At 58.5% G+C, this 13262-nt stretch carries 12 protein-coding genes; 4 read left to right on the top strand and 8 right to left on the bottom strand.

The window, feature by feature from the left end; translation table 11 throughout:
• Positions 1-24: 24 nt before the first annotated feature.
• The 4 genes from NCT05_RS13455 to NCT05_RS13440 are packed head-to-tail and all read left to right on the top strand — an operon-like array spanning position 25 to position 3525.
• Positions 25-843, top strand: coding sequence for a GNAT family N-acetyltransferase (locus NCT05_RS13455; protein WP_250502517.1), 819 nt, complete (start codon positions 25-27; stop codon positions 841-843).
• Positions 844-862: 19 nt separating this feature from the next.
• The gene (locus tag NCT05_RS13450) at positions 863-1222 is read left to right on the top strand and encodes a cupin domain-containing protein (protein ID WP_250502516.1); all 360 of its coding nucleotides are present in this window, start codon (positions 863-865) and stop codon (positions 1220-1222) included.
• Positions 1219-2145 (top strand): 2-hydroxyacid dehydrogenase, encoded by a 927-nt coding sequence (locus tag NCT05_RS13445; RefSeq protein ID WP_250502515.1) that lies wholly within the window; start codon positions 1219-1221, stop codon positions 2143-2145. Before NCT05_RS13450 ends, NCT05_RS13445 begins: the two co-directional genes overlap by 4 nt.
• Positions 2146-2196: 51 nt before the next feature.
• Positions 2197-3525 carry an NAD(P)/FAD-dependent oxidoreductase gene (locus NCT05_RS13440; protein ID WP_250502514.1) on the top strand — a complete coding sequence of 443 codons (1329 nt, stop codon included), beginning with the start codon at positions 2197-2199 and terminating at the stop codon, positions 3523-3525.
• A 486-nt stretch (positions 3526-4011) separates the two neighbouring features.
• On the opposite strand, the gene NCT05_RS13435 is transcribed toward NCT05_RS13440, so the two are convergent.
• From NCT05_RS13435 to NCT05_RS13400, 8 genes are all read right to left on the bottom strand, one after another.
• Entirely contained in the window at positions 4012-4332 is a 321-nt protein-coding gene (locus NCT05_RS13435) for a hypothetical protein (RefSeq protein ID WP_250502513.1), read from the bottom strand.
• 147 nt (positions 4333-4479) lie between these two features.
• Positions 4480-5664 carry a porin gene (locus NCT05_RS13430; protein WP_250502512.1) on the bottom strand — a complete coding sequence of 395 codons (1185 nt, stop codon included), beginning with the start codon at positions 5662-5664 and terminating at the stop codon, positions 4480-4482.
• 428 nt (positions 5665-6092) lie between these two features.
• Positions 6093-7055 (bottom strand): ABC transporter permease subunit, encoded by a 963-nt coding sequence (locus tag NCT05_RS13425; protein WP_250502556.1) that lies wholly within the window; start codon positions 7053-7055, stop codon positions 6093-6095.
• Between the two features lie 80 nt (positions 7056-7135).
• Complete coding sequence (locus tag NCT05_RS13420) at positions 7136-8677, bottom strand: sugar ABC transporter ATP-binding protein (protein WP_250502511.1); 1542 nt, start codon at positions 8675-8677, stop codon at positions 7136-7138.
• A gap of 92 nt (positions 8678-8769) precedes the next feature.
• Positions 8770-9693 carry an ABC transporter substrate-binding protein gene (locus NCT05_RS13415; protein ID WP_250502555.1) on the bottom strand — a complete coding sequence of 308 codons (924 nt, stop codon included), beginning with the start codon at positions 9691-9693 and terminating at the stop codon, positions 8770-8772.
• Positions 9694-9907: 214 nt separating this feature from the next.
• Entirely contained in the window at positions 9908-11071 is a 1164-nt protein-coding gene (locus NCT05_RS13410) for a Gfo/Idh/MocA family protein (protein WP_250502510.1), read from the bottom strand.
• A gap of 146 nt (positions 11072-11217) precedes the next feature.
• Positions 11218-11934, bottom strand: coding sequence for an SDR family NAD(P)-dependent oxidoreductase (locus NCT05_RS13405; RefSeq protein WP_250502509.1), 717 nt, complete (start codon positions 11932-11934; stop codon positions 11218-11220).
• A 329-nt stretch (positions 11935-12263) separates the two neighbouring features.
• Positions 12264-13184: a LysR family transcriptional regulator gene (locus NCT05_RS13400; RefSeq protein ID WP_250502508.1), complete on the bottom strand. Its 921-nt coding sequence runs from the start codon at positions 13182-13184 to the stop codon at positions 12264-12266.
• Positions 13185-13262 lie beyond the last annotated feature (78 nt).

Here is a 13262-nt window from a genome sequence, read left to right as displayed (position 1 = left end):
CCCAGCAGCTGCACGCTCAGAGCGATGACGCCGCTCGATCTGACGCAGTGCCTCGACATCACGAGGCGTCTTCAGTGGGCGCATCGCGGCGAAGACTGGGCGCAGGCGTTCCGAGTGTCCCGAGGCGTGGTGATCGAGTCGCAGGGACGCGTGATCGGCACAGCTCTGGCCTGCATCAAGGGAGAGTTTTCGAGCATTCGACTCGTTACGATCGATCCGGATTTCCAGCGGCGCGGACTTGGACGACACCTGACCAAAGCAGTACTCGATCTGGCGACGAAGAATGTATCGCTGGTGGCTACGGCGGAGGGTCGCGGGCTCTATGAGAGTCTCGGCTTTAAAGAGAACGGAACCGTGCTTCAACTCATGTTCTTGCCGGGAAACGCTGCGACTCCGTCAGTCGAGCCTGGAACAACACTTTGTGCGGCGCGCACGCAGGACTTGGAAGCCGTTCATAGGCTCTATCGACTCGCCACCGGCGCTCATAGTCAAGCACTGGTAGACGATCTCATCGCGGGCGCCGACGCGGTATGGGTCGTTCCCGGCGTCGCCGGGGAAATCACCGGCTTCTGTGTCGTGCGGCCGTTAGGACGCGGTGCAGTCATCGGACCCATCGTGGCGCAAAGCGTCGAGGTGGCCGTCGATCTCGTGCGAGCGTCCGTGCAGCGCTTTCCCGAGACCACATTGCGCGTCGACGTCAACGGCAACGCCGCATTTGCCGATGCGCTAACAGAACTCGGATTTCGCACCGTAAGCCGCGTCATCAGGATGTTTCTCGGCACGCCGCCATCGCCGAATGACGCTGCTCGTCAGTTCTCCCTTGCAAGCCAGGCGCTCCTCTAATCATCCACCAAGGACAATCATGACCTCTCTCATCAAATTCGATCTCGCCAATCCGGGCGAGGGCGTACCCGGCAAACCTATCGCAGGTCGGGAAGTGGACGGCGATCCGCAGTTCACTAATTGGCGCATCGACGACGCCGGTGGCGGCGTCCGCGCAGGTGTCTGGGAAGTGACGCCCGGCGCCTATAGGTCCATCAAGGGCACGACGTGGGAGTTCTGCTCCATTCTGAGCGGCGTCAGCGAGATCACGGAAGACGGCAAGCCGCCTGTCACCATGAAGGCAGGCGACGCATTCGTGATGAAGCCGGGTTTCGTCGGCACGTGGCGATGCATCGAGACGACTCGCAAGATCTGGGTCGTCCGTGAGAACGCTGCATGACCTTCCTGTTCAAGTCCGAGGCGCGACGCGGCGAAGTGTGGCGCCGGCGGCTGCAAGCGGAGTTTCCCGATCTGGAGTTCCGCACGTGGCCCGACACGGGCGATCCGCTCAAGGTCAAGTATCTCGCGTGCTGGATTCCGCCTGACGACCTCGGCAAGACGTACCTCAATCTGGAGTTGATCATCTCCGTCGGGGCGGGCGTCGATCAGATCGATCTCGGTTCGCTACCCGCTTCCGCCACCGTGGTGCGCATGACGGAGCCGGGACTGGCCGCGGGAATGAACGAGTTTGGTACGCTGGCCGTTCTCGCGGTTCATCGGAACTTGCCGGCTTATCTGTCGCAACAGCGCGATCGGACCTGGGAGCAATTGCCAGCAGTCGCGGCAAAAGACAGGAGCGTTGGCGTGTTGGGTCTGGGCGTGCTGGGTTCCGGGCTGCTCGAACGTCTGAAGCCTTTCGGCTTCAGGCTGAGCGGCTGGAGCCGGTCACCCAGGCAGATCGAAGGCGTCACGACGTTTGCCGGAAACGATGAACTCGGTCGCTTCTTGGCGGACATCGACATCCTCGTGTGCCTGTTGCCGCTAACCGACGCGACGCGCGGCATCCTGAATGCCAAAACGTTCGACGCTTTGCCCAAGGGCGCGAGTCTTATCAATGTCGGGCGTGGCGGTCATCTCGTCGAGCAGGATTTGCTCGATGCGCTGGCATCGAAGCAGTTGCGCTGCGCCATGCTCGATGTGACGAGCGTGGAACCGCTTCCCGCCGATCATCCTTTCTGGACCCATCCGCAAATTGTCCTGACGCCGCATATCGCCAGTGTCACGGATGCCGAAGGCGGCGCCGAATTTGTAGTGGAGAGTCTGCGAAGCCATATCGCCGGTCAGGACCTGACGGGCGTGGTCGATGTGCGGCGTGGATATTGACGCAGCCTGCCCTCACGTTCGCGGGGCAGCAAACAATGATGGAACGTTGCGATGCTTAGACTAGAAGAGATCTACGACACACAGCACTTCGTCGGCGCAGCCGATGTGGTTGTCATCGGCGGGGGCATTATCGGGACGTCGGCGGCTTATGAACTGGCGCGGCGCGGCGTATCCGTCGCTTTGATCGAAAAAGGCGTGGTCGGCGGCGAACAATCTGGGCGTAACTGGGGGTGGGTCCGCCAGCAGAACCGCGACATGTTCGAGTTGCCGCTCGCCATGCGCAGCTTGCGGCGCTGGGGCGAATTGAAGGAAGAGATGCAGATCGACCTCGGCTTTCGCCGCGAAGGCATTCTCTACGCTAGCAACGATGCCAAAAGCATCGCCAAGTGGGAAGCGTGGGGCAAGCAGGCACGCCAGCTGGGATTCGTGAGCCACGTGCTGAGCGCGGCTGAAATCAGCAAGCGCGCGCCTGCCGGTGGTCCGGGCTATGCCGGTGGCGTGTGGTCACCCGATGACGGCCGGGCCGAACCGTCGCGTGCGGCACCCGCGCTCGCGGAAGGTGCAAAACGGCTTGGCGCGCAGCTTTATCAGAATTGCGCCGCTCGCGGTCTCGAACTCAGCGGCGGCCGTATCAGCGGCGTATGGACAGAGCGCGGCCTGATCAAGGCGGGCGCAGTCGTGTGCGCAGGCGGGGCTTGGAGTGCGCGTTTTTGCAGGCGTCACGGCGTTGGGTTGCCTGCGGTCAATGTCGTCGGCACGGCGATGCGCACTTCGATCGCGCCGAACGTGATCAATGGCTGCTTCAACGGACCGGACTTCGCATTGCGCCGACGGCTCGATGGTTCGTACACAGTGGCGATTCCAGGTTACGGCCGTATCGATCTTGCGCCGCTCGGTCTCAAAAACGCGCTGAGATTCTATCGAAATTACCGGAATGACCTGGGCAAGAAGCTCAACTATCGCCTGTCGAAGCCCTGGTTTCATGGACCGGAAGCGTCGGCGTCGTGGGAGTTCGACGAGGTATCGCCATTCGAACGTTGCCGCGTGCTGAACCCAGATCCGGACATGAGCTTCGTGAAGATCGCGCTCGAGAATGTCAGGCGCGCCATACCCCAGTTCGCCGACATCCAGATCGTGCATACGTGGGCAGGCGCCATCGACACAACGCCCGACCTGATACCGGTAATTTCGGAAGTCGCCACCCTTCCCGGCTTCTATATTGCGAGCGGATTCAGCGGTCATGGCTTCGCGCTGGGTCCGGCTGCTGGCGAGTTGCTGGCTGACATGGTGACCGGAGCGAAACCCATGATGGATATCGCGCCTTATCGTCTGGAACGCTTTACTGATGGTACGAGGGTGAAAGTGCCGGAAATGATGTGAGGTGGCGTGAAACCGCTCTTCGATGAAGTAGACGATCGACGCTCGACGCACAGTGAATTGACGGCAACGCACGCGCGGTGGTCGACTCATAAGCCTTGGTCCGCGCTGCGCCGCTCGATTCCGACCTGCGTTAGACCAAGTGCCGTGGCGCCTTCCATTGCGCGACCGAGCCTTTCGAGCCGGTCACAATATCTTGCGTCGATTTGACCGCTGCGCTTCGGGCAAGAGCATCAGTGCGGCGGTCCAAGAGGACCTACCTCGCCGTGAGGCGAGCTAGCGCTTCCCCAATGGTTGCAAACCATAGGGAGCCGAAGCCGAAAGTGACCGTCGTCGGCCGAGATCACAGCACGACGGTTTGTTCCGAGAACCTGTGCAGACGTTCGCGATCGCCGTCGCCAACAACGCCAACAACGCCCACAAAGCCAACGAGGCCAACGAAGCTAACAAAGGCCCTTGTTGGCTCCAGGGATATTGCAGCAGTTAGAATTAAGGTGCTGACGCGGGTACCGTTGCTCCGGTGCCTTGCGAATTCGCTTTCTTCTCCGCGTTCTGGACGTTCTGCGGGTATCGAAGCTGGTCACCGGAGGGGTTGTAGCCGTTATTCTCGAGTTTCTTCAGCTCGGCGTTTTTCTTCTCACGGCGAGCTTTCCGCTCGGCCTTCTTAGTTGCCTTCTGCGTTGGTTGCGAGGCGCTTGCACTTTCCAATGTTGAACCTTGGTCGCTGGCGGGTTGTGCTTGGGCGAGCGAAAGCAACAAAACTGAACAAGTAACGCCCACCCCAAAGCCCTTTAATATCCTAGAAGTCATCCTTATCTCCAGAAGTCACAGTGATTGCAATGGATTTGCCGCGTAAATTCGCGTTCGTGAGTGCTGATCGAGCTTAATACTTAATCTTCCGCGTGTCCGCAAGTAGCGTGGCGAGCCCTAACCGCCTCGCCATCGCCTTTCCGAAGCTCAGAACTGAGTAGCGATGCCGGCGAATGCACCGAATTGGCTATGACCATAGTTCGGATTCGTGCTCCCCGGATTGCCGTTCACTGGATCGTCGTTCGTGTTAGCTCCATACAGTCCCCCGTTGAGACCGAGATTCGATGTCGAACTGTTGTGCAAGTAGCCCAGTTCGGTGTACACGCGAGTGCGCTTCGAAAGTTGATACGCGCCGGAAAGTGTATACAACGTGGCATTTCCGTTTCCGTTGTTTGCATTGGCGTGATACACCGCGCCCGTTAAGAACGTCGCGGGGGTCACTGCCCAACGTGCCCCGGCCCACTCGTGATCAACCTTCGTCGGCAGCGACAAGCCTGCGGGTAAGGCCGACGCATTCGCCGTTCCATAGAAGCCGGCATTAGATGCGTCTGGCGCACTCAGGTGCTGGTACCCTACATAGACCGTCACCGGACCCCAGACGTATGAGCCGCCCGTGAAGATGGAACGCGAAGCGAGATAGACGTTGCTGAACTTGCCATTCCCGTCACGTATCTCGTCATAGATCGCCTGCACATCGAGATTGTGTGCGGCGTACTCCAGTTTGATCCCGTCGGTGCGCCCCTGTGAACTGCCAAGTCCGGTCGAAGTTCCCAATTGGCTCGGAGCGCTGCCCGGGTTACCTGCGTTCCACGTAGTCGAATTGGTCAGGTTGTACTGACCTTGCACCGTAAATCCCGCGAAGCTCGGAGACAGATACTCGAAACCGTTCGCTGCCTGCGGGAACATCCGGCCCCTAACCAGCGTGCCGAACGAATATTTCTGCGTCTGCTGCGGATCGAGAATACCGGCGTATTGAAGCAGTTCGCTCGCACCGAAATTACCCATCCGGAACGACCCGTACGTCGCGTTACTCATTCCGACGGTCGCCTGGCCCTCGAAAAACGAGCCGTTCGCGTAACTACCGTTTTGCGTATTGAGCCGGGACTCAAGCTGGAAGGTGACGAACGTGCCGCCGCCAATGTCCTCGAGTCCTTTCAGGCCGAAACGTGATTGAGCCCAATTGCCTGATTCGGCCGACCAGCGGTGACCATTCGGCAACCCGGTTTCGAACTGCAACCCGTTATCGATGAGGCCATAAAGCGTAACGCTGCTTTGCGCGCTTGCCGCCGCCGCAAAACCCATAGCTAAACTGCCGATAATAATACGCTTCATCCTTCTCTCCTATCTCCAAATTGTGATTAAACACTTATCCGCCAATTAGTATTCCTAATTCAATACGCCGGTGTACGAAGCTTTGACATTTCAGTTCGTCGTGTAACTTGGATTTTCGACTCGCTAAAGTGCGAGGGGGGTAATATGAGCCGCTCAGCGGTCAATGTTGATCAATTTGCGTAGAACCGCGAACATCCAAGACCCTTCGTTGGGAATGTCAGCGCCGAAGAATCGGCTAGATCTGGGTCTGTGTCGCGATTCGTGTACGTGCCACCGTTGGTGCGTCTTACCGAACCACGGTTGCGTTGCTACGGGAAGCGACACGCTATCGCGCCTCGGCCGCGAATCGTGGCTGGTCATAACGTGCCGGTGGAGGTCGAGGCGCAGCCGCCTTGCCACGCTCGCGCCTCGCTCGCGGATTGCGCGTATCAGGTGCGGTTCTCGCCGCTGCGGCGGAAGCGATCGAGTGCGACGGCTGCGATAATGACGAGGCCCTTAATGATGAACTGCCAGATGTCGGACACGCCGAGAATGACAAGGCCATTCGAAAGTACGGCAATAATCAACGCGCCGACCAACGTTCCCCAGATCGAGCCGACACCGCCTACAAAGCTCGTGCCGCCCAGAATGACTGCGGCGATGGCGTCGAGTTCATAACCCATGCCGATCTGAAGACCATTTGCAGCATAAAGTCGCGCTGCGGACATCACGCCACCGAGACCGGAAAGCAGCCCCGACACGGCATAGACGAACAACAGGATCAGGCTCACTTTGATGCCGGACAAACGCGCTGCTGCAGGATTGCCGCCCATCGCATAAATCCAAATTCCGAGCACGGTACGACGAAGGATCACCCAAGAGATCAGAATGACAGCCAGCGCGATAATTGCCAGAACGGGAACGCCGAGAAAGCTTGCATTGCCGATCCATGCGAAGCTGAGGTTGGGATTCATCACCGTACCGTCATTGCCGATCAAACGCGCAAGTCCCCGTACCGCGGTAAGAGAGCCGAGCGTGACGATGAACGGCGGAAGCTTGAGGTATGCAATCAGGAAACCGTTAATGGACCCGAGAACAGCGCCTGTCAAAAGCCCGACCGGCAGCGCGAATGCACCGAAGGAGGGGTCCAGCGAGCAGATCATCGATGTCATCGCGGCAGTGGCCAGCATTGAACCCACTGAAAGATCGATGCCCCCCGTCAGAATGACGAACGTCATGCCTGCGGCCAACACCGTGTTGATTGCGGCTTGCTGTGCGACGATCGAAATATTTTGGCCCGTGAAGAACGTGCCTTGAGTAGCGAAGTTGAAAGCGAAGCACAGAAGGATCAGCACCGGCAGCATGCCGATTGCGCTGATCAGCCGGCGCACATGCACTTTGTGCGCGGACATCCCGACTCGTTCGGTCGAGTTCTCGTTGACAGTAGGACTACGAAGCGTTGACTTGTTCATGATGTCTCCATTTCTGTAAATCAAGCGGCATCGAGGGTTGCATCCGCTCCTGCCGCGAGAGCCATGATGTTTTCTTGCGTGATTGCGTCGTTGTTCGGCCCGCCGACTTCGCCGACGATGTGGCCGCCGCGCATCACGAGCGTGCGATCGCAGACGCCGATGATTTCCGCCAGTTCGCTCGAAATCACGACAACACCGATTCCTTGACGCGCCAGGTCGTCAATGAGGCGATAGATCTCGGATTTGGCACCGATGTCCACGCCGCGCGTAGGTTCATCGAGAATGAGCACTTTCGGCCCGATCTGGAGCCAGCGTGACAGCAGAACCTTCTGTTGATTGCCGCCCGAGAGACTTCCAACGTTGACCAAGGGGCTCGCTGCGCGGACGCGAAGCTGCTCGAAAGCCGAATTCGCGCGCTTTTTGCCTTTCGACAGGTTAAGGAAGCCGCCTGGGCGCGCGTCCGGCAGAATCACGCCTAGGTTGATGTTTTCAGCGCACGACATGTCAAGAAAGAGACCCAGCGCTTTGCGATCTTCCGTCAGGTAAGCCAGTCCATGTTTGATGGCGTCGGACGGCTGCCGAATGCTTACTTCCTGACCGTTGATGAAGACCTGGCCGCTTGCCTTCTCGTCGGCCCCGTAGATCAAACGGGCCAGCTCCGTGCGTCCCGATCCGACCAGCCCGGCAATTCCGAGGACCTCTCCTTGATGGAGTTGGAAACTGCACGGCTTTATTTTGTCTCCATCGGAGATGTCCTTCGCTTCGAAGATGACAGGACCGCGGCTGCCCCCAGCATCGTGTTCCTTCATGTAGAAGGTCGACAGGTCACGGCCCACCATCATTTTCACGATCGCCTGAGCCGACAGCTCGGCGCGGTCGATCGTTCCTACATACCGCCCGTCACGCAGCACAGACACACGGTCGGACAGGTCATAAACCTCTTCCATCCGGTGACTGATGTAGATGATGGCGATACCTTCAGAGCGCAGTTGACGAATCAACGCAAACAGCCGCTCGCTTTCGCGAGACGACAACGCAGTTGTCGGCTCGTCGAGGACCAGGATTCTCGATTTCGCGTGCAGCGCACGGCCGATCTCGACCAACTGCTGCTCTGCGATGGAAAGCGTTCCGACGATTGTGCGGGCCGTGAAAGGAACGTCGAGTCGTTCCAGTACTTCACGACAGCCGGCGTACATTGCCTGCCGATTGGCCACGCCGCGAGCGGAGACTTCGCGCCCCAAATAAATGTTTTCCGCGACCGTGAGGTTGGGCGCAAGGCTCAATTCCTGATAGATAATCGACACGCCGAACTTCTTCGCCTCCAACGGATCTCCGATGGTTACTGGCTGGCCATCGATCAGGATCTCGCTGCCCGCATCGGCCTCATAGGCACCGGACAGAATTTTCATCAACGTCGATTTGCCCGCACCGTTCTCTCCCATGAGAGCGAGCACTTCACCGCCCCACGCGCGCAGTTCAACGTTATCAAGTGCCTTCGTGCCGACAAACGTCTTGCTGACGTTGCGCATTTCGAGCAGGGGAATCCGATCATCCGTAGGCATTACGTCTCCTTATCTGTTGCTCGCGAACGCGCACCGGATGCTGGCGCGCGCTCGGATGCAGCGTCAGCGGCGCCGCATTACGAGTGGCGAAGTTAGCCGCCCCAACCTTTATACGAGCCAACGTTGTCGCGCGTGACCAGCTTCGGATCGAGCAGGATCACGGGGTTCGCGGGCTTCTTTCCCTTCGACAGCATGTCGTTGCCGATGTCGAATGCAGTCTGAGCCATCGAATACGGACTTTGGGCAACCGTGGCTTGAATTGCCGAGGGCGATTTCAGAAGCGAGGTCACTTCGGGCGAGCCGTCGACGCTGACGATCACGAAGTCCTTTCGATTGAACTGCTTGGCGGCGAGATCGGCGCCAATGGCTTCCTGATCGCACACCGTGAAAACGCCGTCGACCTGCGGAAAGCGCGTCAGCAGCGATTGCATGACGGTCAAACCGCCTTCACGCGTCGCTTTCGCGTTCTGGTTGTCGGAAAGAATTTCGAACTTGCCTTTGCTCAGAACGGACTGACAGCCCTTGACGCGATCCTGAATCGAGGAAACGGACGGTCCGTTCAGGATAACGACCTTGCCTTTGCCGCCCAGTTTGTCGGACAGGTACTGGCACGCCATCTCACCAGCCTTGAAATTATTGGTTTGCACGGTGGCGGCTGCGCCATCAGCCGACACGTCCACCGCGATGACCGGAATGCCTGCCGCATCGGCACGTTTGATTGCCGGAAGAATCGCTTTCGGGTCGTCCGCGGTCAGAATGATGAGGTCGGTCTTAGCCGAGATGAAGTTGTCGACCTGAGAGAACTGTTTGTTCAGGTCGTAGTCCGACGCGACGGTCATGACTTTGGCGTTCGGATTGTTTTGTTTCACGCGATCCGTCACGCCCTTGGAGATGGCGTTCTGGAACGGATCACCGAGCGAATAGATTGCAACGCCGACGGAATTGACTTCCTTGGCCGACACAGCGCTTGCCAACAAGCCGCTGGCCGCAAGACCGAGTACGATTTTCTTGAACATCATTGTCTCCGATTATGATCTGGAATACTGTATGACTGAGCGTCGCGGCTGCGACGTATTCAGGGTCGAAAATCCAGGATCGATCTTCTACTTCTCTACTTAAAATCGCCTGGATTCTGTCATGCAATGAGGAAACCTAACGTTATCAGACTGAGTCCGCATCGCAACCGTCAGATTCGAACTCAGGTTTCTGTTGCTCGCCTCCTGATTCAGCCTAGCGGGTCAGCGTGGTCCAGGCGCCGTCATGTTCGGCGGAACGAACCGCTGCGTCGATCAACGACATCGTGTGCACGCCGTCGGCAATGCCCGGGATTCCGTCGAGGTATGACTGGTACGGCAATTCGAGACGCTTAGCCATCAAAGCCTTTGCAAAATCGGTGTAGAGATTGGCGAAAGCGAGGGCATATCCTTCCGGGTGCCCAGCCGTGAAGCGCGTTGCAGCCGCAGCTTGTGGCGAGAGGGTTGCATAGCCGCGGGCCAGACGTTGGGCCGGGGCGCCGGGCGGCTTGAACCAGAGAACTTCCGGTTCTTCCTGTACCCATGTGAGGCTACCTTTCTCGCCGAAGATGCGGAAAGACAGACCGTGATCGTTACCGGTCGCGACATAGCTGCCCCAGAGGCGGCCACGAGCGCCGCCTTCGAAGCGTGCCGTCAGATAGGCGTTGTCGTACACTTCGCGACCTTCAGCGAACGTCGTCATTTCGGCCGACACTTCCTCGACGCGAAGACCCGTGACGTACGACACGATGTGATGAGCATGCGAGCCGACTTCACCGAGAAGAACGCCCTTGCCCATCGACGATTCACGGAAGCGCCAATGGCGATCGGGATTCTGCGGATCCACCACAAAACCCGCGCACAGTTCGCCCTCGATGCACTGGATCTTGCCGAGCGCGCCCGACGTTACCATCGCGCGCGCTTCGCGGACCATCGGATAGCCGGTGTAGCAATGCGTGAGCAGGAACAGCCGATCATGTTGCTTGACGAGGTCATTGAGGCGTTGGGCTTCGGCGAGGTCACGAGTCAACGGCTTTTCGCAGATGACATCAATTCCCTTCTCCATGAAGACGCGTGCGACCTCGTAGTGCAACTGCGGGGGTGTCGCGATCACGACTGCGTCGATACGGTCTTCGCGCGCCGCTTCGCGTTCAGCCATAACGCGGAAATCGGTATAGGCGCGGTCTTCATCGATCAACTCAGCACGCGCCGACGCTTTCGCAACTTCGGGGTCGATAGACATTGCGCCAGCGACGACGTCATATAGCCCGTCGGCTCGCATGGCGACAAGGTGAGTGCGACCGATGACGGAATCTTTTCCACCGCCGACGAGACCCACTCGCACGCGTCGGCCAAATTGAGAGAGAAGATCAGTAGACATGCGTTTCACCTGCTGTATGCCGGCAGAACGTGCTGCGGCTGTTTGGATATCGCCAACGGTGCAGATACGCACCTGTCGACGTCTATGGAAGCACTTCCGTTGCTTGAACTCTGATGCGTCAGGTCGACGCATACGTTCGTGAGCCGTTACTGAGCCAGATAGCCGCCGTCGATCACGAGTTCAGCACCGGTCATAAACGACGATTCGTCACTGGCAAGAAACAGGCACACGTTCGCGACTTCCTCCGGGGTGCCCATGCGTCCCATCGGAGTCTTGGCGATGATTTCTCCGTTCAGGTCGTCGGACTGACTCGTCACGAGCGGCGTTCTGATCAAGCCCGGATGCACCGAATTCACCCGGACGTTCTCGGGGGCGTACGTCACGGCCGCATTTTTGGTCATGTTGCGCACGCCGCCCTTGGCTGCTGCATATGCTGCGGCGCCGGCAGTACCCACGATGCCCCACATCGACGAGAAATTGATAATTGAACCTTTGCGCATACCGCGCATCGACGGCAACACGGCCTGGATGCCGAGGAAACTGCCCGTCAGGTTTACAGACAACACCTTCTGCCAGCTGTCGAGATCCGTGCCATCCAACGTTTCGTAGCAGTAGACGATGCCTGCGTTGTTGACTAGCACATCGATACGCCCGTGTTGAGCGATTACCGCTTCCACCACACGCGCCCAGTCGGCCGGTGACGACACATCGAGCTGTTGAACGTCGAACTCTTTCGACTCACTCGCCTTGATATCCGCTGCGATAACCGTTGCACCTTCGCGTGCGAAGGTCTGCGCCACCGTCAAGCCGATGCCCTGTGCGGCTCCAGTGATCAAAGCAACTTTTCCTTTGAGTCGGTCCATCCGTGTATCTCCTGTCTAGTAATTGCTTTTTGCCGTATTGCGTTCGCAGATCTTGAGCGGCAATTGATCATCGACAAATCGTCAGCTTGCTCGTCGCCCACTGGGATCCCGCGGGATTTCGTTGTCGTCGCTGCAACAGTGCTTTGCATCTTCGACATGGCTGTAGACTATTCGAACGCGCCCCAAAGAAATATGCGCATCCGCGAAATCATATTTCCACTAGGCGAAAATATCGCCTCTAGGTCTCCGTCGCGCGGAAAAGTCCATCCGGATTTGCCCGCAACTGAGCGGCGTTTGCGATGCAATCGCGAAGATGCTCAGCCGCGCGCCTATCGAACAGAACGCCACTTAGCGGCGAGTTGCCGGCGCTCCGTCCACTCGATCAGGAATTCGGTGAACACCCTTATCTTCGCAGGCTGATAACGGCGGCTTTGGTAGGCGAGATTGATGGTCAGCCGGGGTAGCTGCCAATCTTCAAGAACGGGGACCAGGCGTCCCGCGACGATATCGTCGTGAATAATGTAGAGCGGCTGTATCACGATTCCCAAGCCCGCCCGCCCCGCGGCGACAATGACTTGACCTTCGTTGGAGTCCAGCACACTGGTGATCGAAACGTCGCAGCTTTCTTCGCCCCGCTTAAAGTGCAGCAGGTAGGGATCGACAGCGAGGTTGTACACGAGCATCCGATGCTGTTGCAGATCCTCCGGTTTCGCGGGGCGTCCGTATTCGGTGAGATAGGCGGGCGAGGCAGCGAGAATTCGGGAAGTGTCCGCCAGCTTGCGCACAGTAATTCCCGAATCGCCTTCATGTTCTCGCGTGCGAATCGCAATGTCGATTCCAGCTTCGATAAAGTCAGGGTATCGATTCGCGGCAATGACCTGCACCGAAATGCTTGGGTATTTTCGGTTGAATTCGGTCAGGAATGGGGCAATGTGCAGCGTTGCAAACGAGACGGAACTCGTCACTCGCAGCACTCCGCTCGGACGCAAGGTGGCGTCGCTTGCTGCGGCCTCGGCTTCGGCCATCTCTGACAGGACGGCAACGCAACTACGCCGATAGGCCTCCCCGGCGTCGGTCAGCCACTGCCTGCGGGTCGTGCGCTCAATGAGGCGGGTACCGAGCCGCTCCTCTAGCGCGCTTAATGTTCGGCTCGCCGCCGCATTGGACATTTCGAGTTGGTCAGCCGCCTTGGAGAGGCTGCCAAGCTCGGCCGTCAGTACAAAAAGTTCGATCTGCGTCCAGCGGTCCATACTGCGATTTATCCACCTAGCGGAAATGTCATTTCACTATAGCGCATTTTTTTCCCATAGCCGTGCTATTAACCTGTC

Source organism: Caballeronia sp. AZ7_KS35, from assembly GCF_023631045.1.
Classification (GTDB): Bacteria; Pseudomonadota; Gammaproteobacteria; order Burkholderiales; family Burkholderiaceae; genus Caballeronia; species Caballeronia zhejiangensis.
This window is presented reverse-complemented; position numbering and strand designations above follow the sequence as displayed.

Coding starts and splice junctions, on each gene's coding strand:
- NCT05_RS13435 (WP_250502513.1), bottom strand. CDS start 4,332: ATGACTTCTAGGATATTAAAGGGCTTTGGGGTGGGCGTTACTTGTTCA.
- NCT05_RS13450 (WP_250502516.1), top strand. CDS start 863: ATGACCTCTCTCATCAAATTCGATCTCGCCAATCCGGGCGAGGGCGTA.
- NCT05_RS13415 (WP_250502555.1), bottom strand. CDS start 9,693: ATGTTCAAGAAAATCGTACTCGGTCTTGCGGCCAGCGGCTTGTTGGCA.
- NCT05_RS13400 (WP_250502508.1), bottom strand. CDS start 13,184: ATGGACCGCTGGACGCAGATCGAACTTTTTGTACTGACGGCCGAGCTT.
- NCT05_RS13455 (WP_250502517.1), top strand. CDS start 25: ATGACGCCGCTCGATCTGACGCAGTGCCTCGACATCACGAGGCGTCTT.
- NCT05_RS13430 (WP_250502512.1), bottom strand. CDS start 5,664: ATGAAGCGTATTATTATCGGCAGTTTAGCTATGGGTTTTGCGGCGGCG.
- NCT05_RS13410 (WP_250502510.1), bottom strand. CDS start 11,071: ATGTCTACTGATCTTCTCTCTCAATTTGGCCGACGCGTGCGAGTGGGT.
- NCT05_RS13405 (WP_250502509.1), bottom strand. CDS start 11,934: ATGGACCGACTCAAAGGAAAAGTTGCTTTGATCACTGGAGCCGCACAG.
- NCT05_RS13420 (WP_250502511.1), bottom strand. CDS start 8,677: ATGCCTACGGATGATCGGATTCCCCTGCTCGAAATGCGCAACGTCAGC.
- NCT05_RS13445 (WP_250502515.1), top strand. CDS start 1,219: ATGACCTTCCTGTTCAAGTCCGAGGCGCGACGCGGCGAAGTGTGGCGC.
- NCT05_RS13440 (WP_250502514.1), top strand. CDS start 2,197: ATGCTTAGACTAGAAGAGATCTACGACACACAGCACTTCGTCGGCGCA.
- NCT05_RS13425 (WP_250502556.1), bottom strand. CDS start 7,055: ATGTCCGCGCACAAAGTGCATGTGCGCCGGCTGATCAGCGCAATCGGC.